The organism is Acidisoma sp. C75 (assembly GCF_054665095.1).
Genome location: NZ_BAAFHD010000001.1, coordinates 389,878 through 415,743, shown reverse-complemented (window position 1 = coordinate 415,743; position 25,866 = coordinate 389,878). Strand labels below are relative to the sequence as shown.

General features: G+C 69.4%; 22 protein-coding genes, 1 tRNA gene and 1 riboswitch. Of the genes, 16 read left to right on the top strand and 7 right to left on the bottom strand.

Features of this window, described 5'->3' with window-relative positions; translation table 11 throughout:
- The first annotated feature begins 83 nt into the window (after positions 1–83).
- The 6 genes from ACYQ7X_RS01845 (at position 84) to ACYQ7X_RS01820 (ending at position 6,590) form a co-directional block, all read left to right on the top strand.
- Positions 84–1,127, top strand: a complete 1,044-nt coding sequence (locus ACYQ7X_RS01845; protein WP_459695112.1) for a rod shape-determining protein — start codon at positions 84–86, stop codon at positions 1,125–1,127.
- A 200-nt stretch (positions 1,128–1,327) separates the two neighbouring features.
- Positions 1,328–2,221, top strand: coding sequence for a rod shape-determining protein MreC (gene mreC, locus ACYQ7X_RS01840; protein ID WP_459695111.1), 894 nt, complete (start codon positions 1,328–1,330; stop codon positions 2,219–2,221).
- A 3-nt stretch (positions 2,222–2,224) separates the two neighbouring features.
- Entirely contained in the window at positions 2,225–2,770 is a 546-nt protein-coding gene (locus ACYQ7X_RS01835; RefSeq protein ID WP_459695110.1) for a rod shape-determining protein MreD, read from the top strand.
- 77 nt (positions 2,771–2,847) lie between these two features.
- Positions 2,848–4,722 (top strand): penicillin-binding protein 2, encoded by a 1,875-nt coding sequence (gene mrdA / locus ACYQ7X_RS01830; protein ID WP_459695109.1) that lies wholly within the window; start codon positions 2,848–2,850, stop codon positions 4,720–4,722.
- Between the two features lie 10 nt (positions 4,723–4,732).
- Entirely contained in the window at positions 4,733–5,872 is a 1,140-nt protein-coding gene (rodA, locus tag ACYQ7X_RS01825; RefSeq protein WP_459695108.1) for a rod shape-determining protein RodA, read from the top strand.
- Between the two features lie 58 nt (positions 5,873–5,930).
- Positions 5,931–6,590 (top strand): HD domain-containing protein, encoded by a 660-nt coding sequence (locus ACYQ7X_RS01820; RefSeq protein WP_459695107.1) that lies wholly within the window; start codon positions 5,931–5,933, stop codon positions 6,588–6,590.
- A 68-nt stretch (positions 6,591–6,658) separates the two neighbouring features.
- On the opposite strand, the gene hrpB is transcribed toward ACYQ7X_RS01820, so the two are convergent.
- Positions 6,659–9,103 (bottom strand): ATP-dependent helicase HrpB, encoded by a 2,445-nt coding sequence (hrpB, locus tag ACYQ7X_RS01815; RefSeq protein ID WP_459695106.1) that lies wholly within the window; start codon positions 9,101–9,103, stop codon positions 6,659–6,661.
- Positions 9,104–9,182: 79 nt separating this feature from the next.
- Here hrpB and ACYQ7X_RS01810 point away from each other — a divergent pair, with 79 nt between their 5' ends.
- A complete protein-coding gene (locus ACYQ7X_RS01810) occupies positions 9,183–11,348 on the top strand; it encodes a protein-disulfide reductase DsbD family protein (RefSeq protein WP_459695105.1) in 2,166 nt (721 codons plus the stop codon).
- 30 nt (positions 11,349–11,378) lie between these two features.
- Here ACYQ7X_RS01810 and ACYQ7X_RS01805 read toward each other — a convergent pair whose 3' ends face one another.
- Positions 11,379–12,452, bottom strand: a complete 1,074-nt coding sequence (locus ACYQ7X_RS01805) for a LacI family DNA-binding transcriptional regulator (protein ID WP_459695104.1) — start codon at positions 12,450–12,452, stop codon at positions 11,379–11,381.
- A 144-nt stretch (positions 12,453–12,596) separates the two neighbouring features.
- Here ACYQ7X_RS01805 and ACYQ7X_RS01800 point away from each other — a divergent pair, with 144 nt between their 5' ends.
- The 5 genes from ACYQ7X_RS01800 (at position 12,597) to ACYQ7X_RS01780 (ending at position 17,567) form a co-directional block, all read left to right on the top strand.
- Positions 12,597–13,619 carry a Gfo/Idh/MocA family protein gene (locus ACYQ7X_RS01800; protein ID WP_459695103.1) on the top strand — a complete coding sequence of 341 codons (1,023 nt, stop codon included), beginning with the start codon at positions 12,597–12,599 and terminating at the stop codon, positions 13,617–13,619.
- A gap of 11 nt (positions 13,620–13,630) precedes the next feature.
- On the top strand, positions 13,631–14,524 hold the full coding sequence (locus ACYQ7X_RS01795) for a sugar phosphate isomerase/epimerase family protein (RefSeq protein WP_459695102.1): 894 nt from the start codon (positions 13,631–13,633) through the stop codon (positions 14,522–14,524).
- Positions 14,525–14,608: 84 nt separating this feature from the next.
- Positions 14,609–15,817, top strand: a complete 1,209-nt coding sequence (locus ACYQ7X_RS01790; RefSeq protein WP_459695101.1) for an ABC transporter substrate-binding protein — start codon at positions 14,609–14,611, stop codon at positions 15,815–15,817.
- Positions 15,818–15,846: 29 nt separating this feature from the next.
- Positions 15,847–16,749 carry a carbohydrate ABC transporter permease gene (locus ACYQ7X_RS01785; protein WP_459695100.1) on the top strand — a complete coding sequence of 301 codons (903 nt, stop codon included), beginning with the start codon at positions 15,847–15,849 and terminating at the stop codon, positions 16,747–16,749.
- A complete protein-coding gene (locus ACYQ7X_RS01780) occupies positions 16,749–17,567 on the top strand; it encodes a carbohydrate ABC transporter permease (protein WP_459695099.1) in 819 nt (272 codons plus the stop codon). Before ACYQ7X_RS01785 ends, ACYQ7X_RS01780 begins: the two co-directional genes overlap by 1 nt.
- 16 nt (positions 17,568–17,583) lie before the next feature.
- On the opposite strand, the gene ACYQ7X_RS01775 is transcribed toward ACYQ7X_RS01780, so the two are convergent.
- Both ACYQ7X_RS01775 and ACYQ7X_RS01770 read right to left on the bottom strand, forming a co-directional pair.
- On the bottom strand, positions 17,584–18,069 hold the full coding sequence (locus ACYQ7X_RS01775) for a DUF2147 domain-containing protein (RefSeq protein WP_459695098.1): 486 nt from the start codon (positions 18,067–18,069) through the stop codon (positions 17,584–17,586).
- A gap of 52 nt (positions 18,070–18,121) precedes the next feature.
- The gene (locus tag ACYQ7X_RS01770) at positions 18,122–18,958 is read right to left on the bottom strand and encodes a hypothetical protein (protein ID WP_459695097.1); all 837 of its coding nucleotides are present in this window, start codon (positions 18,956–18,958) and stop codon (positions 18,122–18,124) included.
- A 311-nt stretch (positions 18,959–19,269) separates the two neighbouring features.
- Here ACYQ7X_RS01770 and ACYQ7X_RS01765 point away from each other — a divergent pair, with 311 nt between their 5' ends.
- On the top strand, positions 19,270–20,931 hold the full coding sequence (locus tag ACYQ7X_RS01765; protein ID WP_459695096.1) for a hypothetical protein: 1,662 nt from the start codon (positions 19,270–19,272) through the stop codon (positions 20,929–20,931).
- A gap of 28 nt (positions 20,932–20,959) precedes the next feature.
- Here the strand turns inward: ACYQ7X_RS01765 and ACYQ7X_RS01760 are convergent.
- Positions 20,960–21,033, bottom strand: a tRNA-Gly gene (locus ACYQ7X_RS01760).
- 163 nt (positions 21,034–21,196) lie between these two features.
- Positions 21,197–21,276: riboswitch (SAM riboswitch) on the top strand.
- 59 nt (positions 21,277–21,335) lie between these two features.
- On the opposite strand from ACYQ7X_RS01760, the gene metZ reads away from it, so the two are divergent.
- Entirely contained in the window at positions 21,336–22,526 is a 1,191-nt protein-coding gene (metZ, locus tag ACYQ7X_RS01755; RefSeq protein WP_459695095.1) for an O-succinylhomoserine sulfhydrylase, read from the top strand.
- Positions 22,526–23,020, top strand: coding sequence for an N-acetyltransferase family protein (locus ACYQ7X_RS01750; protein WP_459695094.1), 495 nt, complete (start codon positions 22,526–22,528; stop codon positions 23,018–23,020). Before metZ ends, ACYQ7X_RS01750 begins: the two co-directional genes overlap by 1 nt.
- Before the next feature lie 27 nt (positions 23,021–23,047).
- Here ACYQ7X_RS01750 and ACYQ7X_RS01745 read toward each other — a convergent pair whose 3' ends face one another.
- The gene (locus ACYQ7X_RS01745) at positions 23,048–23,947 is read right to left on the bottom strand and encodes an AraC family transcriptional regulator (RefSeq protein ID WP_459695093.1); all 900 of its coding nucleotides are present in this window, start codon (positions 23,945–23,947) and stop codon (positions 23,048–23,050) included.
- A 171-nt stretch (positions 23,948–24,118) separates the two neighbouring features.
- On the opposite strand from ACYQ7X_RS01745, the gene ACYQ7X_RS01740 reads away from it, so the two are divergent.
- Positions 24,119–25,078: an aldo/keto reductase gene (locus ACYQ7X_RS01740; RefSeq protein WP_459695092.1), complete on the top strand. Its 960-nt coding sequence runs from the start codon at positions 24,119–24,121 to the stop codon at positions 25,076–25,078.
- 84 nt (positions 25,079–25,162) lie between these two features.
- Here the strand turns inward: ACYQ7X_RS01740 and ACYQ7X_RS01735 are convergent, their stop codons facing one another.
- Positions 25,163–25,861: an RlmE family RNA methyltransferase gene (locus ACYQ7X_RS01735; protein ID WP_459695091.1), complete on the bottom strand. Its 699-nt coding sequence runs from the start codon at positions 25,859–25,861 to the stop codon at positions 25,163–25,165.
- Positions 25,862–25,866 lie beyond the last annotated feature (5 nt).

The window sequence follows — 25,866 nt, the reverse complement described above, 5'->3', positions numbered from 1 at the left end:
CTGCCCAATCCCCCTCTTGTGAAGCAGGAACCCTGCGGGTAAGCCCCGCCCTCGTTGCCCCGCGCGTGGAAGGTTGCCCTCTGATGTTCTCTCGCATTCTCGGAATGATGTCGGCCGATATGGCGATCGACCTCGGCACGGCCAATACGCTCGTCTATGTCAAAGGCCGAGGCATCGTGCTGAACGAGCCCTCGGTCGTCGCCATCGCCGATGTCCGCGGCAAGAAGCAGGTGCTCGCGGTGGGCGAGGAAGCGAAGAGCATGCTCGGCCGGACGCCCGGCAATATCTCCGCCATCCGCCCGATGCGGGACGGCGTGATCGCCGATTTCGAGATCGCCGAAGAGATGATCAAGCACTTCATCCGCAAGGTGCATCATCGCCGGGGCTTCGCGAGCCCGCTCATCATCGTCTGCGTGCCCTCGGGCTCGACCGCGGTGGAGCGCCGCGCCATCCAGGAAAGCGCCGAAAGCGCAGGCGCCCGGAAGGTGTTGCTGATCGAGGAGCCGATGGCGGCGGCGATCGGCGCCGGCCTGCCGGTGACGGAACCCTCGGGCAGCATGGTCGTCGATATCGGCGGCGGCACCACCGAGGTCGCCGTCATCTCGCTCGGCGGCATCGTCTATGCCCGCAGCGTGCGCACCGGCGGGGACAAGCTCGACGAGGCGATCATCAGCTATATCCGCCGCAACCATAACCTGCTGATCGGCGAGAGCACCGCCGAGCGGATCAAGATGGATGTCGGCGCGGCGATGCCCGAAGCGCCAGGGATCGATGGGCCCTGGCGCGAAGTGAAGGGGCGCGATCTCATGCACGGTGTGCCCCGCGAGGTGATGGTAAGCCAGCGGCAGATCGCCGAGAGCCTGGCCGAACCGGTCAGCGCCATCGTCGAAGCGGTCAAGGTCGCGCTGGAAAACACCCCGCCCGAGCTTGCCGCCGATATCGTGGACAAGGGCATCGTGCTGACCGGCGGCGGCGCGCTGCTGCACCGCCTCGATCAGGTGCTGCGGGATGAGACGGGGCTGCCCGTGGTGGTGGCGGAGGAGCCGCTGCAATGCGTGGCTCTCGGCACCGGCCGGGCGCTGGAGGAGATGAAGCGCCTGCAGAACGTGCTGACCTCGATGTATTGAGGCGATGCCCTGAAGCGCGGCGGCGGCACGCCTCACCCTGAAGCCCGGCGGCGACATGCCGCCGGGGCCGCACGCCCCGCGACGGAGCGCCCCGCGCGCATTCAGCCCGGCACGCATGCGACATTAGGATTCGCTTCTCCGGGCCGGCTTTTGTATAGCGCCCATCTTCGCACAAGGCTTCGATCGGAGATCCGGGGACGGTGATCAGGCTTTCCATACCCGTCAGGCAGGCTCTGGAAAAACTTTCGCTGCCGGTGCTGATCGCGGCGGCCTTCGGCCTTATGCTCATCGGCAAGGCCGATGCGGTGCTCGCCGTCGAAGTGCGGGTGGCGCTCGCCGATCTGCTCTCGCCGATCTATGCCGCCATGGCGCCGCCGCTCGCCACCATCCGCGGCGCTGGCCGGGATATCGTGCAGATCTGGGATATCGAGGCGGAGAACGCCCGGCTGCGGGCCGAAAACGAGCAGCTGCGCCGCTGGCAGGCGGCGGCCCTCGCGCTCGAAGCGCAGAACGAGCAGTTCAAGGCGGAACTCAATTGGATGCCGCCTGCCGCCCCGGCCTTCACCACCGCCCCGGTGGTCGCCGATGCCGGGGGGATCTACGCCCGCTCCGTCCTCCTCGCCGTCACCCCGCCGCATCATATCGTGACCGGCGAAATCGCCATGGATGAGCGGGGCGTCGTCGGCCGCGTCACCGAAGTCGGGAGCCGCAGCGCGCGGGTGCTCCTCATCACCGATATCAACAGCCGCATTCCGGTGACGCTGGAACAAAGCGGCGGCCACGCCATCCTCGAAGGCACCAACGGCGCCCTGCCGGTGCTGCGCTACTGGCCGGAGGGCAAGCCGCCAGTGGAGGGCGAGCGGGTGGTGACGAGCGCCGCGGCAGACGCCTTCCCCGCCGGCCTGCCACTCGGCACCGTCCACTACAATGCCGATCATGTGCCCGAGGTCTTTCCCGAGGCCGATCTCAACCATCTCGCGATGGTCCGGCTGTTCGACTATGCCGATACCGGCGTCGCCGCGCCCGACGCGCCGCCCGGCCGCAAGGTCATGACACAGGCGCCGGCCGTCAAACTGCCGCCCAGGGCCAGATAAAGCGTGGAGAAGACGCCAGGCATCCGGCCGCGGCGGGGCTGGGGCCAGAGGCTGGACAAAGCAGGCCGCCAGGCTTTCCCGGCCGCCACCACCCTCGCCGGGATGATCCTGCTATCGGCGCCCCTTGGCATCCCCGGGCAATCCCAACTGATGCCGGCCTTCACCCTGGCCTCGGTCTTTTTCTGGACGCTGTTTCGCCCCGCCGCCCTGCCGCCGCCGCTTGTTTTTCTTATCGGCATCTTCGCCGACCTGCTGGGCGAGATGCCGCTCGGCAGCGACGTGCTCGTCTTTCTGCTCACCCAGCTTCTCGTGGTGCGCAGCCGCCGCAGCCTGCCGCAAAAGGGCTTCCTCGTGGTCTGGCTGGTCTTCATCTCGGTCTCCGGCGTCGCGGCGATCCTGCAATGGGGCCTCGCCTCGCTGATGAGCTGGGTGCTCTACCCGCCGATCGCGCCGATGACCCAGTTCCTGCTGACGGCCGGCCTCTACCCGCTGCTCGCGACCGTCTTCACCCGCGCCCATCGCTCGATCGCGGCGCCGGAGCGGATATGAAGCAGCGTCAGGTCCGGCTTGCGCGGGATTACGAAAGAAAAAGGTGCGATGGCGCCACAGGCTGTTAAGACGCGCGCATGAAGAAGGAAGTCACCCGCAGCGGTCTTTTCGCCCGCCGAGCGCTGCTCGTCGGCGCCGGCCAGGTGACGGTTTTCGGCCTTCTCGGCGCCAAGCTCTACCAAATGCAGGTGGTGGAGGGCGCGAAATACACCGCCATGGCGCGCGGCAATTCGGTGAGCGTGCGGCTGCTGCCGGCCTCGCGCGGGCGGATCTTCGACCGTTTCGGCGCCGCCCTTGCCACCAACCGGCAGAACTGGCGCGCGCTCCTCATGGTGGAGCAGACGAACGACCCGCATTCCGTGCTGGACGCCTTCTCCAAACTCATTCCGCTTTCGGATAGCGAGCGCGCCCGCATCCTGCGCGAACTGCGCACCCATCAGCGCTACGTGCCGGTGATGCTGCAGGATTTCCTCACCTGGGAGCAGATGGCGCTCATCGAGGTCAATGCTCCCAACCTGCCCGGCGTGCTGATCGATGTCGGCTCGACCCGGCTCTATCCGACGGGCGAGCTGCTCGCCCATGTCGTGGGCTATGTCGGCCCGCCGCGCGATGCGGATGTGAAGGCGGACCCGACGCTCGCCATGCCCGGCATGCGCGTCGGCCGCGCCGGGGTGGAGGCCTATAACGATCTCGCGCTGCGCGGCCGCCCGGGGGCGGAGCAGCTCGAAGTCAACGCCGTCGGCCGGGTGATCCGCGAGCTTGACCGGCAGGAAGGCACGCCCGGCACCGATATCGGGCTCAGCATCGATACCGCGCTCCAGCAGGCCGCGGCCGCGCATCTCGCGGGACTGAGCGCGAGCGCGGTGGTGATGGACCCGCGCAACGGCGAGGTGCTCGCCATGGTGAGCCAGCCGAGCTTCGACCCGAGCCTCTTCGATTCCGGCGTCAGCAACGCGCAGTGGCATGCCTGGATGACCGATCCGCGCAAGCCGCTGCTCAACAAGGCCGCGGCCGGCCTCTACCCGCCCGGCTCGACCTTCAAGCCGGTCACCGCCATGGCGGGGCTGACAAGCGGCGCGCTGAGGCCGGACGAGCTGCTCAACTGCCCCGGCTATTTCGACCTCGGCAATGCCCGCTTCTACTGCTGGCGGAAATGGGGCCACGGCATGCAGGACGTGCGGGCGGGGCTGAAGAACAGCTGCGACGTGTTCTTCTACCAGGTGGCTTTGCGCACCGGCATCGATCCGCTCGCCGCCATGGCACGGCGTTTCGGCATCGGTGTCGATACCGGGATGGATATCCCGAACGTCGCCAACGGCTTCATGCCGACGAGCCAGTGGCGCACTCGCCAGCACAAATCCTGGCCGCTCGGCGATACCGTGGTGGCGGGCATCGGCCAGGGCTACACGCTGGCGACGCCGCTGGCGCTCGCCACGCTCTGCGCCCGGGTCGCCACCGGGCGGGCGGTGGGCCCGCATGTCGCCCGCCATCGCGGCGGCGTGCTGCAAACCGGGGCCGCCGCCACCGACTGGCCGACCATGAATCTTTCCTCCCATTACCTCGATCTCGTGCGCCAGGGGATGTGGGAGGTGGTGAACGCGCCGGACGGCACCGCCAAGAACTGCCAGCTGCCGCTGCCGGGGGTGCAGATGGCCGGCAAGACCGGCAGCGCCCAGGTGGTGCGGGTCAGCCGGGCGCAGCGCGAGCGCGGCTTCAACTCCATGTCCCTGCCCTGGGCGCTGCGCCCGCAGGCGCTCTTCATCGGCTTCGCCCCCTTCGACGCGCCGCGCTATGCGGTGGCGGTGGTGGTGGAGCATGGCAATGCCGGCGCCGATGTGGCCGGGCCGCTGGCGCGCGATATCATGGTCGATGCGCTGACGCTCGACCCCGCCGGGCGGGACCAGCCGCTCAAGCCGCCGGCGCCGCCCAGCCCGCCCCTGCAAAGCTCATGAGGGCGCGGCCATGATGGAACGCAGGCTGTGGCGGGAAGGCTCGCTCGGCGTCGCCGGCAAAGTGTGGCAGACCAACTGGCTGCTGGTGCTGCTCATCTGCTGCCTCGCCGGCGTCGGCTACCTCGCCCTCTATGCCGCGGCGGGCGGCTCGCCCGAACCCTATGCGCAGAAGCAGCTGATCCGCTTCGTCGCCGGCCTGCTGCTGATGTTCGGCATCGCGATGATCGATATCCGCGTCATCGCCCGCTGGTCCTGGTGGGGCTATGCGCTCGGGGTCATCCTGCTGCTCGTGGTCGCCAAATTCGGCCATGTCGGCAAGGGGGCGCAGCGCTGGATCGCCGTCGGCGGCCTTCAGATCCAGCCGAGCGAACTGATGAAGATCGGCCTCGCCCTCGGCCTCGCCCGCTGGTTCCAGGATGCGAGCTACGAGCAGGTGGGGCGGCTGCGCTTCCTCATCGTGCCGGTGCTCGCCATTCTCCTGCCGGTGGGGCTCATCCTCAAGGAGCCCAATCTCGGCACGGCGGTCATCACCGGGGCGATCGGCGCGGCCATCCTTCTCGCCGCCGGGGTGCGCTGGTGGAAGTTCGCGATCGTGCTCATCGCCATCGGCGCCGCGCTGCCCGTCGTCTATCACCACCTGCACGACTATCAGCGCCAGCGCATCCTCACCTTCCTGCATCCCGAACGCGATCCGCTCGGCACCGGCTACAACATCCTGCAATCGAAGATCGCCCTCGGCTCTGGCGGCATGTGGGGGCGCGGCTTCCTGCACGGCACGCAGAGTAATCTCGATTTTCTGCCCGAGAAGCAGACGGACTTCATCTTCGACGTGATCGCCGAGCAGTTCGGCTTTGTCGGCAGCGCCTGCGTGCTCGCCCTGCTGCTGCTCATCGTCGTCAGCGGCATGTTGATCGCCTTCCGCTGCAGCCACCAGTTCGGGCGATTGCTGGCGCTTGGCATCAGCGTCGATCTCTTCCTCTACGTCTTCGTCAATATCGCCATGGTGATGGGGGCGATTCCGGTCGGCGGGGTGCCCTTGCCGCTGATCTCCTATGGCGGCTCGGTGCTCATCGCGGCGATGATCGCCTTCGGTCTGCTGATGTCGATCCATGTCCATCGGGATGTGGAATTCCCGCCGCCGCGGCTATAAGCGAGCCGGCGCCCTCGGCACGGCCGGCGGCAGAAACGCCTTGCAAGGAGACCGCCGCTTGAAATCTTCCGCCTGGCTGGATCGGATCGAGGGGCGGCTCTCGGCCCAACTGCGCTTCCTTCTGGAGGCGGACCGCCTCAAGGGGATCATCCGCCTCAACCACATCGCCGATGGCTCCCGCCGGGAGAACACTGCCGAACATTCCTGGCACCTCGCCCTCTTCGCCATGGTGCTCTCCGAATATGCCGTGGCGCCCATCGACCTCTGGCGGGTGGTGCAGATGCTCATCCTGCACGATCTGGTGGAGATCGAGGCGGGTGACACGCCGCTGCATCTGACGCTCGGCGATACCGACCAGGCGGCGCGCGAGGCGGCGGCGGCCGACATCCTCTTCGGCATGCTGCCCGCTGACCAGGGGCCCGGCCTGCGCGCGCTCTGGGAAGAGTTCGAAGCGGCGGAGAGCGCCGATGCCCGTTTCGCCAAGGCGTGTGACCGGTTGCAGCCGATCCTGCTCAACCATGTGGTGGGCGGCGGCACCTGGCAGGCCCGGCCGGATTTCAACATCGACATGGAACGGCAGTTGACGCGGCGGATCGAGCAGGGCTCCCCCACCCTCTGGGCCGCGGCCGAAATCGTCTTCGCCGAGGCCGTCGCCTGCGGCTGGCTCAAGCCCGCGCCCGGCCCCGCCCCGGCTGACGAGGAAGAGGGCGGCGCCTGAACAGCGGCGGCACGGGGCGGCAGCAGGGGCGGATAGGCACGCAGTTTTCCGTCTTCGCAGCGCCCAGGCTATGGCGCGAGCGGATCTTCCGGCCAGTTGTGCTTCGGGTAGCGGCCGCGCATGTCCCGCCGCGCATCGGCCCAGGCCCCCTTCCAGAAGCCCGCGATATCCGCCGTCAGCGCGATCGGGCGCCCCGCCGGCGATAGCAGCGCGAGGCGCAGCGGCACCCGCCCGCCGGCGAGCTTCGGCGTCTCGCCAAGCCCATAGAAATGCTGCGCGCGGGCCGCGGCGATCGGCACCGGCGCGGTATAATCCACCGCCGCCCGACCCCCGGGCAAGGCGAGATGGGTCGGCAATTCCCGGTCAAGCCGCGCCCGCAGCGGCCAATCCAGCCGATCGAGCAGGATCGCCACGAGATCGAGCCCCGCCAGATCCTGCAAGCGGTTGAGCCCGTGCAGATGCGGGCCGAGCCACGCGCCGAGGCTCGCCAACAGCGCCGCATCATCCGAGGCCGGCCAGAGATCGGGTTCCAGCCCGTGCATCAGCATGAGGCGGGACTGGAGGTTGCGGGCAGCCTCCGTCCAGGGCAGGCGGGCGGGATCGCGCGCCACCGCATCGAGCAAGGCAGAGGCCGCCTCCTCGGCATCCGGCGGGCCGGAGCGGTCGTCCAGCACCAGCGCGCCGAGGCGCCGGCGGCGCCGCGCCAGGATGCTGCCGGAGACCGGATCGAGGCTGGTCTCCACCGTCTCGCGCACGCGCGCCGCGAGCACCGGCGGCAAGGCCGCAGGGTCAAGCGGGGCGGCAAGGCGGATGAGCGGCGCGGTCTTCATCTCGAGCGCCGCGACGGCGAGGAGATTGGCGCGGGCGAGCGGGTCGGTCGCCGGCAGCTTCGCGCCGCCGCCGCCCGAGAGGCGGAAGCTGCCCGGCTCGCTTCGCCGCTGGGCGAGCCGATCGGGGAAGGCGGCAGCGATCAGCGGCCCTGGCTCTCCCGCCGCCCGCACCTCCCCGCGCAGGCCGAGGCGGCCGCGATACTGCCGCGCCGCCTGGCGGATGCGGCTGAGCGCGCCGCGATCGGCGCCGAGCGCCGCGGCCGCCGTGGGTTCGGCCAGCGCTTCCAGCCGCATCGCGATATCGGCCGGTGCCTCGCGCCCGGCACGCAGCGGATCGCGCTCCTCCAACAATGCCGCAATATCGCAGGCGAGCGCCTGCGCGCCCGCGCTCTCGGCGGCCAGCATCATCGCGGCAAGGCGCGGATGCGCGCCGAGCGCGCTCATCCGCCGGCCGAGCGGCGTGATGCCGGCGGCCTCATCCAACGCGCCGAGATCGACGAGCAGCGCATGGGCCGCGGCGAGAGCCCCTTCCGGCGGCGGATCGGGGAAGGCGAGCTGCCCCGGCGGCGTGCCCCAGGCGGCGCAATCGAGCACGAGGCCGGAAAGCTCCGCCTCCATGATCTCCGGCCGGTCATAGGGGCGGAGGCCGCGATGGGCAGCCGCGGTCCAGAGCCGGATGGCGAGGCCCGGGCCCTCCCGCCCCGCCCGGCCGGAGCGCTGTTCGGCCGCGGCGCGGCTGATCCGCTCGGTGGTGAGCCGGGTGAGGCCGCTTGCGCTGTCGAGTCGCGGTGTGCGCCGATAGCCGCCATCAATGACGATGCGCACCCCCGGCACGGTGAGCGAGGTTTCGGCGATGGCGGTGGCGAGCACGACGCGGCGCCCCTCGGCCGCGGGGCGGAGGGCAAGATCCTGCGCCGCCGGCGGCAGATCGCCATGCAGCGGCAGCACGAGCGCGCCGACGCCCGCGAGCGCGGCCTCGGTGCGGCGGATCTCGCCCATGCCCGGCAGGAAGGCAAGGATATCCCCCGGCGCTTCGGCCAACGCCGCGCGGATGGCGCGCGCCATCGCCTCCGGCAGATCGCGCGGGGCGGCGATATCTCGCGCCGCATGGCGGATTTCGACCGGGTGGATGCGGCCGGCGCTTTCCACCACCGTCGCCCCCATCAGGGCGGCCAGCCGCGCGCCATCAAGCGTTGCGGACATGGCGAGCAGCCTGAGATCGGGCCGCAGCAACTTCTGCGCATCGAGGCAGAGGGCGAGTGCCAGATCGGCTTCCAGCGAGCGTTCGTGGATCTCGTCGAGAATGACCGCGCCGACACCCTCGAGCCCCGGATCGCCGAGCAGGCGGCGGATGAGCAGCCCGGTGGTGACGACCTCGATGCGGGTCGCACCCGAGACCGCGCTTTCCAGCCGTGTGCGGAACCCGACCGTCTGGCCGACAGGCTCGCCGATCAGGCTCGCCATGCGGGCGGCGGCGGCGCGGGCGGCGAGCCTGCGGGGTTCGAGCATGAGGATGCGCCCGGCGCCGATCGGCGCCGCATCGCGGAGTGCGAGCGGCACGCTCGTCGTCTTGCCGGCGCCGGGGGGCGCCACCAGCACGGCATTGGGGGCAGCGGCGAGGGCCGCCAGCAGGCGCGGCAGCGCTTCCGCCACCGGCAGATCGGAAAAGGGGGAAGCGGCCAAAGGTTACATCCGGTCTCGCGCAGGGCGCCGCGCCGATCGCTCACTGGAGCGTCGCCGCGGCAACGGCTAAAGATGCTGCATGACACAACCCGCCCCGATGGCGAAACTCCTCCCCGCATGGCGGCGCCTGCCGGCCCTCGCCCGCGCCCTGCTGCTACCGCTGGCGCTGGTGTTGGCGCTGGCGCTGGTCTGCGGGCCGCGCCCGGCGGCCGCGGCGGCGAGCCAGGTGAGCAGCACGCTGAACAACCAGGTCTCGCTGCTCTCGGATGTCGATCAGGTGGCGCCCGGCCAGCCCTTCCATATCGGGCTGTTCTTCACGCTCGGCCAGAAATGGCACATCTACTGGACCAATCCCGGCGATGCCGGGGCGGCGCCGACGATGAGCCTCGGCCTACCGCAGGGCGGCACCGCCGGGCCGATCCAATGGCCGGTGCCGAAGCTGATCAGTGACGGGCCGGTGACGAGCTACGGCTACACTCGCAAGATGGCCCCGGTGCTGCTGCCGCTCACCATCACCCCGCCCAAGACGCTGTCCGGGCCGGACTATACCGTCACGGTCGCGGCCACCTGGCTCGTCTGCAAGACGATCTGCGTGCCAGGGAGTGCGACCTTCAGCCTCACCCTGCCGGTGGCGGCAGCAAGCCGCCCGGCACCCGAGGCAGCGGTCTTCGCAGCGGCCGAGGCGCATCAGCCCAAGCGGCAGCCGTGGCAGGCCTGGATCGCGCCCAGCGGCAAGCTCAGCGTGCAAGGGGCCGGCATCGATCCGCAGAGCATCGCGGGCGCGCAGTTCTTCCCGCTCGATCCTGGCCAGATCAACCCCGACTATGCCCAGCGGCTACGGCTGCGGGCCGGGCGCCTCAGCCTCGATCTCACCTTCGTCCCGGGCTTCAAGCCGAACCAGAGGGTCAGCGGCCTGCTGGTGCTCACCGGCCAGGATGGGGAGAAGACCGCCGGCATCATCCACGCCACGCCCGGCCTGCCGCCGCCGCTGCCGCCTTCGGAGACGCTGCTCGGCAGCCTCCTCGCCGCGGTGACCTCGCTCCGCTATCTCAGCCTCGTGGGTGCCGCCTTGCTCGGCGGGCTGATCCTCAACCTCATGCCCTGCGTCTTTCCCGTGCTGGCGATGAAGGCGGCGCATCTCGCCCGCATGCAGTCCCTGCCCCGCGGCCGCCTGCGGCGGCTCGGCTTCGCCTATGGCGCGGGCGTCGTGCTGAGCTTCCTGGGCGTCGGCGCCCTCCTGCTCGCGCTGCGGGCGGGGGGCGCGGCCGCCGGCTGGGGCTTTCAGTTCCAATCCCCGGCCTTCGTGCTGGCGATGATATGGCTGCTCTTCGCGGTCGGGCTGCTCTTTTCCGGCGCCCTGCAGATCGGCGGCCGCTGGATGGGCCTGGGCCAGAGCCTCACCCTCGGTAGCGGGCTTTCGGGCAGCTTCTGCACCGGCGTGCTTGCCGCCGTGGTCGCCACCCCCTGCACCGCGCCCTTCATGGGGGCGGCGGTGGCCGCCGCCCTCGCCGGGCCGCCGCTGCCGGGGCTGCTGGTCTTCGCCGCCCTCGGCCTCGGCCTCGCGCTGCCGATGATGCTGCTCGGCGCCCTGCCCGGCTTCGGCCGGCTGCTGCCGAAGCCCGGGCGCTGGATGGGCATCCTCGGCCAGGCGCTGGCCTTTCCGATCTATGCGACGGTGCTCTGGCTGATCTGGGTGGCGAGCCAGCAGGGTGGCCCCTCCCTGGTGCTGGCGGCGGGTGCCGGCCTCATCCTCATCGCCTTCGCCGCCTGGGCCGGGCGCCTCGGCGGGCGGGTGGCGCAAGCGCTCGCCCTTATCGCGGCGCTCGGCCTCGTCCCCATCCTCTGGGAAGCGCATGCGGCGCCCGCCGCCCGGCCGGGCGGCCTCGCGCTCACCGCCGGGGCCGAGCCCTTCAGCACCGCGCGCCTCGCAGCGCTGCGGGCAGCCGGCCGCCCGGCCTTCGTGAACCTGACGGCGGCCTGGTGCCTCACCTGCCTGGTGAACGACCGCGTGGCGCTGGACAGGCCGGCCGTGCGCGAAGGCTTCCGGGCCGAGAAGGTCGCCTATCTGGTAGGGGACTGGACGGAGGGCGACCCCGCCATCACCGCCTTCCTCAAGGCGCATGGCCGGGCGGGCGTGCCGCTCTATCTCTACTACCCGCCCGATGGCCGCCCGCCGGTGGTCCTGCCGCAGATCCTCACGCCGCGCCTCGTGATCTCGACGATCATGGCGGGCCGGCCGGGCTGAGGCGGCGCCCCGGCACCACGCCGGGGGCCCTCAGCCAGCCCAGGCATCGCTCTGCCGGGCAAGGAAATCGAGCGGCCAGAGTTCGGTGCCGCCGGCAGGCGCTCCCCCCTCCAGCCTTTCCAGCAGAACGGCCGCGAGCCGCCGCCCGAGCGCCGCGGTATCGAGGGTGAAGCAGCTCAGCGCCGGGACCAGGAATTCGGTAACCGGCGTATCATGCACCCCGCCGATCACCGCGACATCCCGGCCGGCCTGCAGGCCGAGTTCCGCCAGCCGCCGGTAGAGGCCGACCGCCATGCTGCTGTCGATGAGCAGGATGGCGGTGGGGCGCGGCGATCGCTCCAGCAGTCGGCAGGCGATGGCATAGCCGCCCGCTGCCGTTACCGCCCCTTCGGCGATCGCCCCGTCGGGGAGGGCGAGGCCGGCGGCCGCCAGCCCCTGGCGGAAGCCCGCGAGGAAGAAGCGCTTCTGCATCAGCGCCTCCTCCGGCAAGCCGATGCCGATATGCTGATGTCCCGCCGCGGCGAAGCGCCCGGCCGCCGCTTCGCCCGCGCGTTCGAAATCGAGGTCGATCGCCGGATGCGCGCCGCCCGAAAGGCTGCGGCCGAGGGCGACGAAGGGCAGCCGCGTCTCGGCGAGGTAATCGAGCCGGGAATCGCGCGCCCGCGTCCAGGGCAGGATGAGGGCGTCCACCTCGCGCCGCTGCACGATGCGGCGTAGCCGCGCCAGCGGATCATCATCCGCGCCCGGCTGATCGAGCATGACGACGAGATCGTAGCCCCGCTTGCCCAGCACCGCCTGGGTGCCGCCGAAGAGCGAGAGGAAGAAGGGCTCGCCATAAGCCTCCCGCCCGCTCGGGATTTCCCACAACAGGCCGATGCGATGGGTGATGCCCTTGCGCAGGCTGCGGCCGGATTGCTGCGGCGTGTAGCCGAGCTTTTCCGCCGCCGCGATGACGCGGGCGCGCGTCTCGGGATTGACATCGGGGCGGTTGTTGAGCGCGCGCGAGATGGTGCCGATCGAAATGCCGAGATGCGCCGCGAGATCGCGGATGCCGGCGGCCTGCGGCTCGGCCGCGGGCGGGGAGCCGGCTTTGACGGTTTTCATTGCACACACCCCGACAGCTTAGCTTTGTCTTGACTTGTTCACCATGCGCAACCTAACGTCGTAAACGTTTACGAACCAGCCTCCGCCATTATGGCAGAAGGGGCGGAAGCGGGCCCGGCCCGCATGGGAAAGGAGACGGCCACCATGCCCCTGCGCGCGGTGCTTGCCGGTTGCGGTGCGATGAGCCAGGGCTGGATGACGGCCGCCCGGCAATTGCCCGAGGTTGATCTCGTGGGCTTCGCCGACCCCGATCTGCCGCGCGCCGAAGCGGCCGCCGCCGCCTGGGGCGGCACGGCCTGCGCCGGTGCGGACCCGATCGCGCTGCTCGATCAACTCCGGCCCGATATCCTCTTCGACGTCGCGGTGCCGACTGCCCGCCACGCCCTCGTCTCCCACGCCCTCGCCCGCGGCTGCCATGTGCTGACCGAAAAGCCGATGGCCGAAACGATGGCGCAGGCGAGCGATCTCGTGGCCCGGGCGGAAGCCGCCGGCCGGGTGCATGCGGTGATCCAGAACCGCCGCTACATCGCGCCCATCCGCCGCATCCGCCGCCTGCTTGCCGCGGGCGATATCGGCCGGGTGACGAGCCTGCATTGCGACTTCTTCCTTGGCCCGCATTTCGGCGGCTTTCGCGAAACCATGCGGCATGTGCTGCTACTTGATATGGCAATCCACACTTTCGATGCCGCGCGCTGCCTCTCTGGCCAGGATGCGCGCGCGGTCTATGCGCATGAGTGGAACCCGCCCGGCTCCTGGTTCGCGCATGATTCCTCCGCCGCCGCCATCTTCGAGCTTTCCGACGGCGCCCTCTTCACCTATCGCGGCAGCTGGGTCGCCCCAGGATTGCCGACGAGTTGGGAAAGCAGTTGGCGCATCATCGGCGAGCGCGGCAGCCTGGTGTGGGACGGGCATGACGATATCCGCGCCGAGATCGTGGGGCCGCCGCGCGCCCATCTCTTCGATACGCCGGCCAGCCTCGCCATCCCCCCTGCCCTCGCGGAAGACGGCGTCGGCGGCCATCTCGGCGTGATGCGGGATTTTCTCCGCGCCGTCTCCGGCGGGCCGCCGCCCGAAACGCGCGGGGCAGACAATATCAAGAGCTTTGCCATGGTGATGGCGGCGATCGCGAGCGCCGAGAGCGGCCAGCGCGTCACCCTCCCCGCGTGAAAGGACCGGCGATGATCAACACTCCCCGCATCGGCACGATGGTCAAATGCAACACAGGCAATGTCGGCGCCTATGTGCGCCAGATCCTGCCCCATGGCTTCGAAAGCCTGCAGCCCTTCTTCTGGCAGACGCTCGGCGGCGTCGATCTTCATCGCCTCGCCGGGGAATTGCGCGAGGCGATCGGCGATCGGGACGTGACGATCCCGACGCTTGGCATGTTCGGCAATCCGCTCGAAGATCAGCCGCTGGACAGGGAGACGCTGAGCGGTTGGGAGAGCTTGATTGATCATGCGCATCTCTTCGGCGCCAAGACCATCGCGGGCTTCACCGGGCGCATCCGTGGCCGCCCGATCGAGGAGAGCCTGCCGCGTTACCGCGCCGTCTGGGGGGAGCTTGCCCGCCGCGCCGCCGATCGCGGCATCCGCATCGCCTTCGAGAATTGCGCGATGGACGGCAACTGGGCTGCGGGGGACTGGAACATCGCCCACAACCCCGATGCCTGGGAGATGATGTTCGACACGCTGCCCGACGAGACCATCGGCCTCGAATGGGAGCCCTGCCACCAGCTCGTCTATCTCATCGATCCGCTGCCGCAGATCCGGAAATGGGGCAGCCGGATCTTCCACGTCCACGGCAAGGACGCAACGGTGCGCTGGCCGGTGATCCGCGAGCATGGCATCTTCGGCAAGCATCCCTTCGTCTTCATGCGCACGCCGGGCTTCGGCGATTCGAACTGGACGGATGTCATCTCCGAACTCCGGCTTGCCGGCTACCAGGGCTCGATCGATATCGAAGGCTGGCACGATCCCGTCTATCGCGACGCGCTGGAGATGACCGGCCAGGTCGCCGCGCTGCGCTATCTCCAGCGTTGCCGCGGCGGCGAGCTGATCGCCAATCCATCCTGATGCCGCCGGGCCCCGGGCCCGCGCGGACTGCCTTACCATATAAAAAAAATCCTCGGAGGAAGGCTGATGTTTCGCAGAGCTTTGATGACCGCCGCGGCTTTCACCACCCTCGCCCTCGGCCTTGCCGCGAGCGGCGGGGCGAAGGCAGCGACCGTGACGCTCAATGTCTGGACGATCGACAATCCCGGCCAGTACATGTTTCCGCTGGCCAAGAAGTTCGAGGCGCTGCACCCCGGCATCGTCATTCACGTCAAGCACGTCCAGTTCCAGGACATGAACAACGATCTCGCCCGCGCGGCGGTAACGGGCGGGCTGCCGGACATCAGCTATATCGACAATCCCGATGTCGATCTCTTCCGCTCCCGCGGTCTGCTCCTCAACCTCGCGCCGATGATCGCGCATTCCTCGGTGATCGATCTCGCCAAATTCTATCCGGCGCCGCTGTCCGCGGTGAAATACGGCAATGCCGTCTTCGGTATTCCACGCGGCGCGAATACGCTGGCGCTCTACTACAATGCCGATCTCTTCAAGGCCGCCGGCCTCGACCCCGACAAGCCGCCGCAGACCTGGGATGCCCTGTATCAGGATGCGAAGAAGCTGACGGACCCGGCCAAGCACGTCTATGGCCTCGCTTTCTCGGCGGTCGCCACCGAAGAGGGCACCTTTCAGTTCCTGCCGTGGATTCAGATGGCAGGCGGTGATTACAACCGGCTGAACACGCCGGGCGATGTCAAGGCGCTCGAATTCTGGCAGAAGCTGATCGACGAGAAGCTCGCCTCGCCCGATACCTTGGTGCGCGGCCAATATGATTCGACCGCGACCTTCAATGCCGGCGATGCCGCGATGGCGATTTCCGGCCCATGGGAATTGCCGCGCATGGCGACCGACGCGAAGTTCCATTGGCGGGTGGCGCTGCTGCCGACGATGACGGCCGGCAGCCCGCATGTCTCGGCACTCGGCGAAGGCGACAACGTGATCTTCAAGAAGTCGAAGCATCCCAAGGAAGCTTTCGAGTTTCTCGAATATCTGGTGACGCAGATGCCCGATGTCTGGAACGATTGGGGCTTCCTGCCGGTGGAGAAGGTCACAGTCGCCAAGCCGAAATGGCCTGCCGCCTACGCAACCTTCCTGCAGGCTCTGCAAACCGCGCGGGTGCGCGGCCCGAGCCCGGAATGGCCGCAGATCTCCCAGGCGATCCAAACCGCCATCCAATCCGCGCTCACCCATCAGCAGAGCGCGCAACAGGCGCTCGATACCGCGCAGAAGACGGTGGACGGCATCCTCAAGCAATAGAAGCGCGACAGGGGGCCGAGGGCGACGCCATGCAGCGCATCGCAAGCCGCATCAAGGATGGCGCGGGGTTCGACGGGGCGCTGATGCTCGCCGCCCTCGCCTATCTCTGCCTCTTCGCCGCCCTGCCGATGCTCTATACCATCCTCATGTCCTTCCAGAAGGTGGACATGTTCACCCTCGGCACGCTTGCCCGCCCGCTCGTCGGCTTGCGCAACTACATCCGCGTGCTCGGCATGCCGGAAGCCTCGGAGATTGCGCGCAATACCGCGATCTTCGTGGCACTCTCGGTCTTCTTCCAGCTGACCATCGGCCTCGCGCTCGCGATCTTCTTCCGCCAGGATTTTCCGGGGGCTGCCACCATGCGCGGCCTCTTCCTCGCCGGCTGGGTGATGCCGGGGCTCGTCGTCGGCGCCATCTGGCGCTGGCTGCTCGCCGGGGATTTCGGCGCGATCAACTACATCCTCGCCTCCCTCGGCATCATCCACAGCCATATCTTCTGGATTTCAGATGTGCATATGGCGCTCTATGCGCTCGTTATCGCCAATGTCTGGCTCGGCATCCCCTTCAACATGCTGCTGCTCTCCGTCGGCCTCGCGGCGATCCCGGGCGAACTCTACGAAGCGGCCGCACTCGACGGGGCGGGCCCGGTGCAGCGCTTCATCCGCATCACGCTGCCGATGATGCGGGCGAGCCTCGGCGCGGTGCTGGCGCTCGGCATCATCTTCACCTTGCAGCAATACGATCTCGTCGCGGCCCTCACCCAGGGCGGGCCGTCCAACGCCTCCAACCTCGCGCAATACTTGTCCTGGCAGCTCTCCTTCGAAAGCTACGATATCGCAGGCGGCAGCGTCGTCGCGGTGCTGATGATCGTGGTCGTCATCCTCGTCGCCATGGTCTATGTCCGCGCGACCCGCATGGAGGAGGCGGCCTGATGCGCCTGCGCCGCTCCGCCCTGTTCCTCTGCGGCCTGGCACTCACCGCAATCTATCTCTTTCCGCTCTACTGGATGTATCTGAGCGCGCTGGAGCCGGGGCGGGATCTCTTCGCCTATCCTCCGCATTTCCTGCCGCATCATATCGTCTGGAGCGTGCCGCGCATCTTCGCGCAGCACAATATGGCGACCTATCTCGGCAATTCGCTGATCATCGCAAGCGGCGCGACGCTCATCGCGATCGTCTTCGGCACGGGTGCGGCGCGGGTGCTCGCGCGCTATCGCTCCCGTCTGCTCGATCTCGCGCTCTTCGCCATTCTGATGATGCAGGTTCTGCCCTCCTCGCTGATGGTAACGCCGCTCTTCGTCGCCTTCAGCGCCCTCGGCCTGCTTGAAACGCCGCGCCTCGCCGTCATCCTCGCCCAGGCCGCCAAGGTCATGCCCTTCTATATCGTGCTGCTCCGCGCGAGCCTCAGCCAGATTCCCGCCGAGTTGGAGCAGGCGGCGATGGTGGATGGCGCCTCGCGCATCGGCGCCTTCCTCCGCGTCATCCTGCCGCTCGCCCGCAACGGCATCCTCGTCGCCGGCACGCTGGTCTTCCTGCAAAGCTTCGGCGAATACGTCTATGCCCGCTCGATGATCTCGCAAGACGATCTGCAGACAGCGACGGTGGGGCTCGCCGGCTTCATCGGCCAGAATACCAGCGACTGGAACGGCATGATGACCTATGCCGCGATCTATGTGACGCCGATCCTCATCCTCTTCGTCGTGCTGCAGCGGCGGATCGTGAGCGGGTTGACGGCAGGCGCGCTGAAATAGCCGCCGCGCGCCGGGCTCAGCCGAGCGAATGCGGCGGCATGCGGCAATCCGCGCCCGGCAGCGGCCCCTCGTAGCGCTTCCAGTAGCGCGTGGCGCCCAGGATCGGCAGCAGCAGATAGCCGCGCAGCCAGAGTTCCTGCGGCGAGAGCAGCCGGATCTTCACATCATAGCTGCGCCCGCTCTGCGGATCGGTGATGCTGCCCTTCCAGGCGCGGGTGCGCGGATGCAGCCCCTGGATGAAGACGTAGCGGCATTGCGAGAGCTTGTTCCAGGTTTTCGGCACCGGGTCGCTCGGATGGTCGAGCGGGAAGCCCACCAAGGCGCCGCACAGTGTGTTCGGGCCGCAGGAATAGATCTGCACAAGGCCCTGGTTGGGTCCGGTGATCCAATAGCCGGTCGGGTCCGCCGGCGCCGCCCGCGCGCCCTGCGGCAAGGCGAGGCTCCCCGCCATCGCGAAAGCCAGAACCAGAAGGCCGCCGAGGGTGGAATGAAGCGCGCGCATGGCGCGATGTTACCACGTCCTTACGGGCTCTCGTCCAGCCCGCGGCGACGCGTCATGCAGTGCCGAACACCTCGCCCACCACCTCTGCCTGGATCGCGCATAGATGCAGAAAAACCAGCCGCATCACCGCCCGCAGCGCCGCGGTGCCGCGATAGGCGCCACCCGCCGCTTCCCGCTCGACCAGGCCATGGCTCATCGCCTCGCGCATGATGACGAGGGCATGGGTGCGCGAGATCGCGAAGAAGCGGGACAGTTCGCTGATGCGGAAGCTCTGGCCCTTGGCCTCGCCGCAGAGGAGGAGGCAGAGCAGGGTGAAGCCGGCATCCCGTTCGACGAAGCCTTCGAGCGTCGGGCAGCAGGCGGCGATGCCGCCGGCCGCGCGCCAGCGGCCGAGGAAGGCGCGGTCCATCTCGGCGAGCTTCTCATCCTGGTCGAGCGCCGCGAGCCCGGCCGCGGCGAGGTCCGGATGCAGGATCACCGTGCCCGCCATCAGCGCCGCCATGCGCCGGCGGTGCAGATCCAGCAAGGCCTTGGTGGGGGCGAGCTTGCGCTTGCGCGCATCGAGCCCGGGGATGAGCGCGAGATAGCCGCTCGCCCGCAACAGGCCGGCGAAGGCCGTCATGCGGTTGGGGCTCGCCACCCCGTCCCGCTGCGCCTCAGCGCGCAGTTCGGCGACGGTGAAGCCCTGGCAGCCGCGCCCGAAATGCAGATCGAGCATCATCATCGCGCCGATGACCCGGCCCTGATCGTTGGCGATGCGGTTGAGCACCCAGTTGCCACGATAGAGGCCGACGAGGGCAGCGGCCGCGGCCAGCATCGCCTCGTCCAGCCGCGGATGGCGGGCGGCAGGCGGCGTGCCCTCGCCGCGAAGCGCCTGCAGCGCGCTCATGAGCGATGCCTCAGCCAGCGGCATGCCCGCCGAACCTGCTTCGTTTCTGCTGCTCATCGCGCTGGACATCGCACCCCTCAACCGCGGCGGCCCGGCCGGCTGGTCGGCGGCAGGGCCTGATCATGCCCTCCGCTCCTAAAGTCCATCGGGGTATCGGACATTGATCTCGGTCAATCCCGCGCGATCTCTCGGCAGTGCCCGGGCTCTGTTTCCCGGCGTCACCGGGGTGCGGCATTTTCGCCGCAATGCGCGGGTCAGTGAGCGGGATGAGGCAGTTGAAGGGGGGCGAGGCATTGGGGAGGAGAGACCGCGTGGCATCGGGTGAGGCCCCGCGCCTCTGGGCGCGGCTTGCGGGCCACCGTCTCTGGGCAAAGCTTCCGCCAGGGCCGCTGCTGCCCGCGCTCGCCATCTTCGCCATCGCGCTCGCCGCCCGGCTGCATGGGCTGGCCGCCATGCCCTTCTGGCTGGACGAGGTGACGACGGTGCGCCGCCTGCGCCTCGGCTTCGGCGGCATGGCGGTGGATAGCCTGCACGCCCATCACCTGCCGGCCTATTTCTGGCTCCTCGCGCTGCTGCATGGCAGCGCGTTCGACGAGGCCAGCCTGCGCCTGCCATCGGCCGTCTTCGGCGCGGCCGCGGCTGCCATTCTCGCCGCCATCGCCTGGCGCCTGGCCGGCAGGGCAGCGGGCTTCGCCGCCGGGCTGCTGATGGCGCTCTCCCCCATCCACGTCCAATACGGGCAGGAGGCGCGCTCCTATACGCTCGTCATCCTGATGATGACGGTCGCGCTCGCCGGCTTCGTCGAACTGGCGCGCGATCCGGCGGCCGCCGGCCGCCCCCGCGCGGCGGGCGGCAGGCTCTGGCCCTGGCTCGCCTACGGGTGCGGCAGTGCGGCCGGGCTCCTGGTGCTCAGCATCGCCTTCTGGTGGCTGATCGCGGCCAATCTCGCGGCCATTCCGCTGGTCCGCGCGCTCGGCGCCGAACGGCGGCTCTTCCTCCGCCGCTGGCTGCTGACGCAGGGGCTGGTGCTGGCAGCGACCCTCCCCTGGTTCGCCGCCATGGCCTGGGCGACCGAGGGGCGGATGGGCAGCGGCACCGAATGGGTGCCCCCCCTCACCTGGCACAGTTTCACCGCGACGCTCGGCGTGCTCTACGGCCTCGCCATCTCGCGGCTGATCAGCTTCCACCTCTTTCCCGCGCCCCTGCCCGGCCTTGGCCTCGGCTTGCTTTGCCTCGCGTGCCTCGGGCTCAGGCGCCTGCGGCAGAGGCTGGGCCAGGGCCCTGCGGCGGCGCTGCTGCCCGCGCTCGTCATTCTGGCGGCGGCCCCGCCGCTCCTCGTGCTCGCCATCTCCCTGGCCAAGCCGCTCTGGATGCCGCGCTACATCATCTGGGGCTCGGTGCCCTTCTTCCTGATCGTCTCGCTCGGCTGCGGCCTGCTGGCGGCCCCCAGGCGGCGGCACGGCGCGACCCTCGCCCTCGGGCTGGTCGCCGCCGTCAACCTCCTCCCCTATTACCGGGCGGAGACCAAGCCGCGCTGGGATCTGGCGGGGGCAGCCATGGCGGCCAGGCTCAAGCCCGGCGATCTTCTGCTGGTGCCCGATCGGGGGCCGATCGCGATGATGGATTTCTTCCTCGCCCGGCGCGGCCAGGCCATCCCGTCCACGGCCTGGACGCGGGATGTCTTCGCCGCCGCGCGGCATCTGGACGAGGGCGGACGTGTCTGGGTGGTGGCCGGCAAGGTCGGCCAGGCGGACCCGACGACGCGCAAAGCCTTCGCCCGCATCACCGCCCCGCTCGGCAGCCCGGCGGCGCGGATGGCCGCGGGCGATCTCATCAGCATCACGCTCTACGACCATGCCCCGGGCGGAGACCGCCTGGCCGACATCGGCGACGGCCAGGTGCCGCGGGACATGGTGGCTGGTGACCAGAGGGACAGGGCGGGCAGCCCTCGGGCGGGCCCGAAGCGGCTCTGAAATTCTGAGGAAAGTGTCGCGCATGGGGTGGAGCGGGTAGCGGGAATCGAACCCGCGCATTCAGCTTGGGAAGCTGACAGGCTACCATTACATCATACCCGCATGGCCGGCCCTGGTGCTGCTTCATAGCGGCCCGCGCGGCATTTGAAAAGCTCCCCGCCGGGCGCGCGGCTGCGGCGCCTGCTTTGCGCCCCTCGCGCCCGCCCGGCGGCCCTGGGGGGCGTTGACGGCACGCCGACCCGCCGCCTAAGAAGGTGGCACGGCCCATCGGCCGCCTCGTGATTTGTCCGGCCGGATTGCGGCGAGGTGAAAGAAGCGCGCTAAAGAGGCCTGCTTCCCGCGGTGTGCTTTGCCTCGGGGGGCGCGCATCCACGGCCGGGTTCTCGAAGCGAGGCCTGACGCCCATGCCAAAACCGCCTTCATCCCTGCGCCCCGCCAGCCTTCTGGTGCATGGCGGGACCATGCGGAGCAATTTCGGCGAGACCTCGGAAGCGCTCTTCCTCACCTCCGGCTTCGTCTATGACAGCGCCGAGCAGGCCGAGCGGACCTTCCTCGGCGAGGTCGAGCATTTCCAGTATTCCCGCTTCGGCAACCCGACCGTGCAAATGCTGGAAAGCCGCCTCGCCCTGCTCGAAGGCGCCGAGGCCTGCCGGGTAACCGCCACGGGCATGGCCGCCGTCTCCGCTGCCCTGCTGAGCCATCTGCGGGCGGGGGATCGCGTGGTCGCCGCCCGCGCGCTCTTCGGCTCCTGTCACTGGATCGTCTCCACCCTGCTGCCGCGCTACGGCATCACCACCGAATTCGTCGATGGCGGCGATCTCGCCGCCTGGCAGACGGCGCTCGCCCAGCCGACGCAGCTCGTGCTGCTGGAAACCCCCTCCAATCCGATGCTCGATATCGTCGATCTGCGGGCGGTCGCGGATCTCGCCCATGCCGCCGGCGCCATCGTCGTGGTCGATAACGTCTTCGCGACGCCGCTGCTGCAAAAGCCGCTCGAATTCGGCGCCGATGTCGTCGTCTATTCCTGCACGAAGCATATCGACGGGCAGGGCCGGGTGCTGGGCGGCGCGGTCCTCGGCGCGCGCCCCTGGATCGAGGAGGTGTTGCAGCCCTTCACCCGCAATACCGGCCCTGCCCTTTCGCCCTTCAACGCATGGACGCTGCTCAAGGGCCTCGAAACCCTCACCCTGCGGGTCGAGGCGGCCTGCCGCTCCGCCGAGACGGTGGCGCACTTCCTCGAAAGCCAGCCGCAGGTCCGCCGCGTCTGGTATCCGACGCTGGCGAGCCACCCGCAGCGCGACCTCGCCTTGCGGCAGATGAGCGCGGGCGGCACCCTCGTCACCTTCGATCTCGGGAGCAAGGAGGCGGCCTTCGCGGTGCTCAACCGGCTCGGGCTGATCGCCATCTCCAACAATCTCGGAGATTCGAAGTCGCTCATCACCCATCCGGCGACGACGACGCATATGCGCGTGGGCGCGGAGGAGCGTGCCCGCCTCGGCATCGGGCCGGGCGTGGTGCGCCTCTCGATCGGGCTCGAAGATGCGGCGGACCTCACCGAGGATCTCGCCCAGGCGCTCGCGCTCCTCGGGCGCTGATGCCGGCGCTCGACATACGCCCGGCCGCCGCGCCGGACCGGCCGGCCATCTGGTCGATCATCGGGCCGATCATCGCGGCGGGGGAGGCCTATGCCCTGCCGCGGAGCTGGGGCGAGGCCGAGGCGCTCGCCCATTGGTTCGCGCCGCCGCATGCGGTCTTCGTGGCCGAGGATGCGGATGGCGCGATCCTCGGCACCTGCTACATCCAGCCGAACCAGCTCGGCGGTGGCGCGCATATCGCCCATGCCGGCTTCGCGACCGCGCAGGCGGCGCGGGGCCGCGGCATCGCGCGCGCCATGGGCCATTTCGCGCTGGCCGAGGCCAAGGCGCGCGGCTTCCGGGCGATGCAGTTCAACTTCGTGGTCAGCAGCAATGCCGCCGCCGTGCATCTCTGGCAGAGCCTCGGCTTCGAGACGCTCGGCCGCCTGCCGGGAGCTTTCGCCCATCCGGTGGAAGGCTTCGTCGATGCGCTGATCATGTTCCGCCGGCTTTAGGCCAAGCCCCCAACCCCAGCGCGACGCTCAGGCCATCATCGCGAGCGCCGGTGAGGCGCGGAGGCGGGCAATGTCACGCGCCGGCGGTTCGCCGAAGTGGCGGCGATAGTCCCGGCTGAACTGCGACGGGCTTTCGTACCCCACGCGCAGCGCGGCCGTCACCACGTCGATATCCTCGACCAGCATCAGGCTGCGCGCGTCCTGCAGCCTGAGCTGCTTCTGGAATTGCACCGGCGTCATCGCCGTTACCGCCCGGAAATGCGCGTGCAGGCCCGAGGGGCTCATGCCAGCCGCGGCGGCCAGTTGCTCGATGCTGAACCGCTCCCGGAAATGCGCGCCGATCCAGGCGATGGCACGGCCGACCCGCGCCATTCGCCCCTGGCCGGCGGTAATGTGGCGCATCCGCGCGCCATCCGGGCCGGCCAGCAGGCGGTAGAGGATTTCCTGCTCGGCGAGCGGCCCGAGCACGGGTAGCGCCGCCGGATCGTCGAGCAGGCGCAGCAGGCGGAGCGTGGCGTCGAGCAGGTCAGCGCCCGCATCCGAGACCGTCTTGCCGATGGGCGGCGATGGCGCGCCCGCCGGCGGCGGCACCCGCAGCGCGAGCTCGCCCAGCATGACCGCATCGAAATCGAGATAGAGGCAGAGGTACGGCCGATCCGGCGTCGCCGCGACGACGCGGCCCGTCGCCGGCAGATCGTAGGTGATCAGGCCGTAGCGCCCCGGGCCGTAGTGAAAGACACGGTCGCCCAGCGAAACCTCCTTGCGCCCTTGCGCGACGAGGCAGAGTTGCGGCCGATAGACGGTCGGCATCGGCATCGTCACCGTGGAGGATCGCACAAGGGTCAGGCGCTCGATCGCGGTGGGGTGGAAGCCATCTTGGGTGACGTTCCGGGCGATGATCGCGGCGATTTCAGCAAGGGTGTTCATGCCGCGGAGCATCGCATGCGCCAGGATGGGGCGGCAACGCGCAGGGATAGTTCTGGAGGATCGGGCAGTCATCGCGGCGGATCGGGCTCACGCTGCGACGGCACCTCGCGCCACTCTGCACGCGCCGCCTGGGCCAGGCCGAACCTGGCCGCTGAACGAGATGGAGCGAAGATGACGCGCGAGAGGCTGAACACCCCGAAGATCGCCCTGGGAAGCTGGGCCTGGGGCGATAGCGGTGAAGCCGGGGACGGCTATTTCGGCAGCAGCCTGGAACGGGCGGGCCTCGAAGCCCTCGCCGCCAAAGCGCAGGCGGCCGGCTTCACCTTGTGGGATACCGCCATGGTCTATGGCATGGGCCGCTCGGAAAGCCTGCTGGGTGAGATCCTCAAGCGCTATCCGCGCGACGCCTATCAGCTTTCGACGAAGTTCACCCCCCAGGCGGCGGGCAGCGGCGAGAATGCGATGGCGGAGATGCTGGCAGGGAGCCTGGCGCGCCTCGGCACCGACGCGATCGACCTCTACTGGATCCACAATCCGGCCGATGTCGCGCGGTGGACCCCGCAGCTCATTCCGCTACTGAAGAGCGGCCAGGTCAAGCATGTCGGCGTCTCCAACCACAACCTGCGCGAAATCAGCCAGGCGGAGGCGATTCTCCGCGAGGCCGGGTTCCCGCTGGCGGCCGTGCAGAACCATTACAGCCTGCTCTACCCGAGCTCCGAGCGAGCCGGCATCCTGGAATACTGCCGCAGCCGAGACATCCCGTTCTTCGCCTATATGGTGCTGGAACAAGGCGCTTTGACCGGCAAGTACAGCCCTGAGAACCCGCTGCCCAGCGGCAGCAAGCGGGCCGAGACCTATAACGCGATACTGCCGCAACTGCGCGCGCTGACGGAGAAGCTCGCCGCGATCGGACAAGGCCAGGGCGCGGCGGCTGCCGATGTCGCGATCGCCTGGGCCATCGCCAAGGGTGCCGTGCCGCTCATCGGCGTCACCAAGCCGGAGCATGTCGATGCCGCGCTCCGCGCGACCGGCATCACCCTCGCCGAGGACGCCATCGCGGAGCTTGAGGCTCTGGCCGCGGCCGCTGGCGTCAATACCCGCGGCTGGTGGGAGAGGGAGATGCAGAGCTAGCGGGCGGCTGGAGAAAGCAGATGCCGAGAAAAGGGCGGGAGGCTTTTCCTTGGCCAGGGAGAGGGTCTGGCGGGGTCTGCCTGCCTACCCCTTGAAGCCCATGGCGACGACGTAAAGCTCGCTGCTTTCCTTGCGGCTGGCCGGGGGCTTGGCGTGCTTCACCATCTCGAACCGCTGCTTCATCGGCTCCAGCACATGCTTGTCGGCGCCGCCCTGGAACAGCTTGGCGACGAAATGCCCGCCCGGCGCCAGCAGGGTAAAGGCGAGATCGAGCGCCATCTCGGCCAGCAGCACGATGCGCAGATGGTCGGTCGAGGCATGGCCCGAGGTATTGGGCGCCATATCCGAGAGGAAGAGATCAGGCTTGCCGCCGAGCAGCTCGATCATGCGGGCGTGGTTCTCGGGCTCGGTCGCGTCGCCTTGCAGGAGATCGGCGCCGGCAATGGGCGGGATCGCGAGCAGATCGATGCCGACCACGCGGGATGCCCCGCGCTTGAGCGCCACCTGCGTCCAGCCGCCGGGCGCGGCGCCGAGGTCGAGCACCCGCATGCCCTTGCTGATGAGGTGGAAGCGGTCGTCCAGCTCGATGAGCTTATAGGCAGCGCGCGAGCGGTAGCCTTCGCGCTGCGCCGCCGCCACATAGGGGTCGTTCAACTGGCGTTGCAGCCAGCGCTGCTGGGCCACGCTCCGCCCCGCCGAGCGCTTGAGCTTGACGGTGAGGCCGCGCCCCGCCCCGGGGCCCTGGCCGATCCCGGCCCCATCTTTGCGCCCGCCTTGGGCCATTCTAC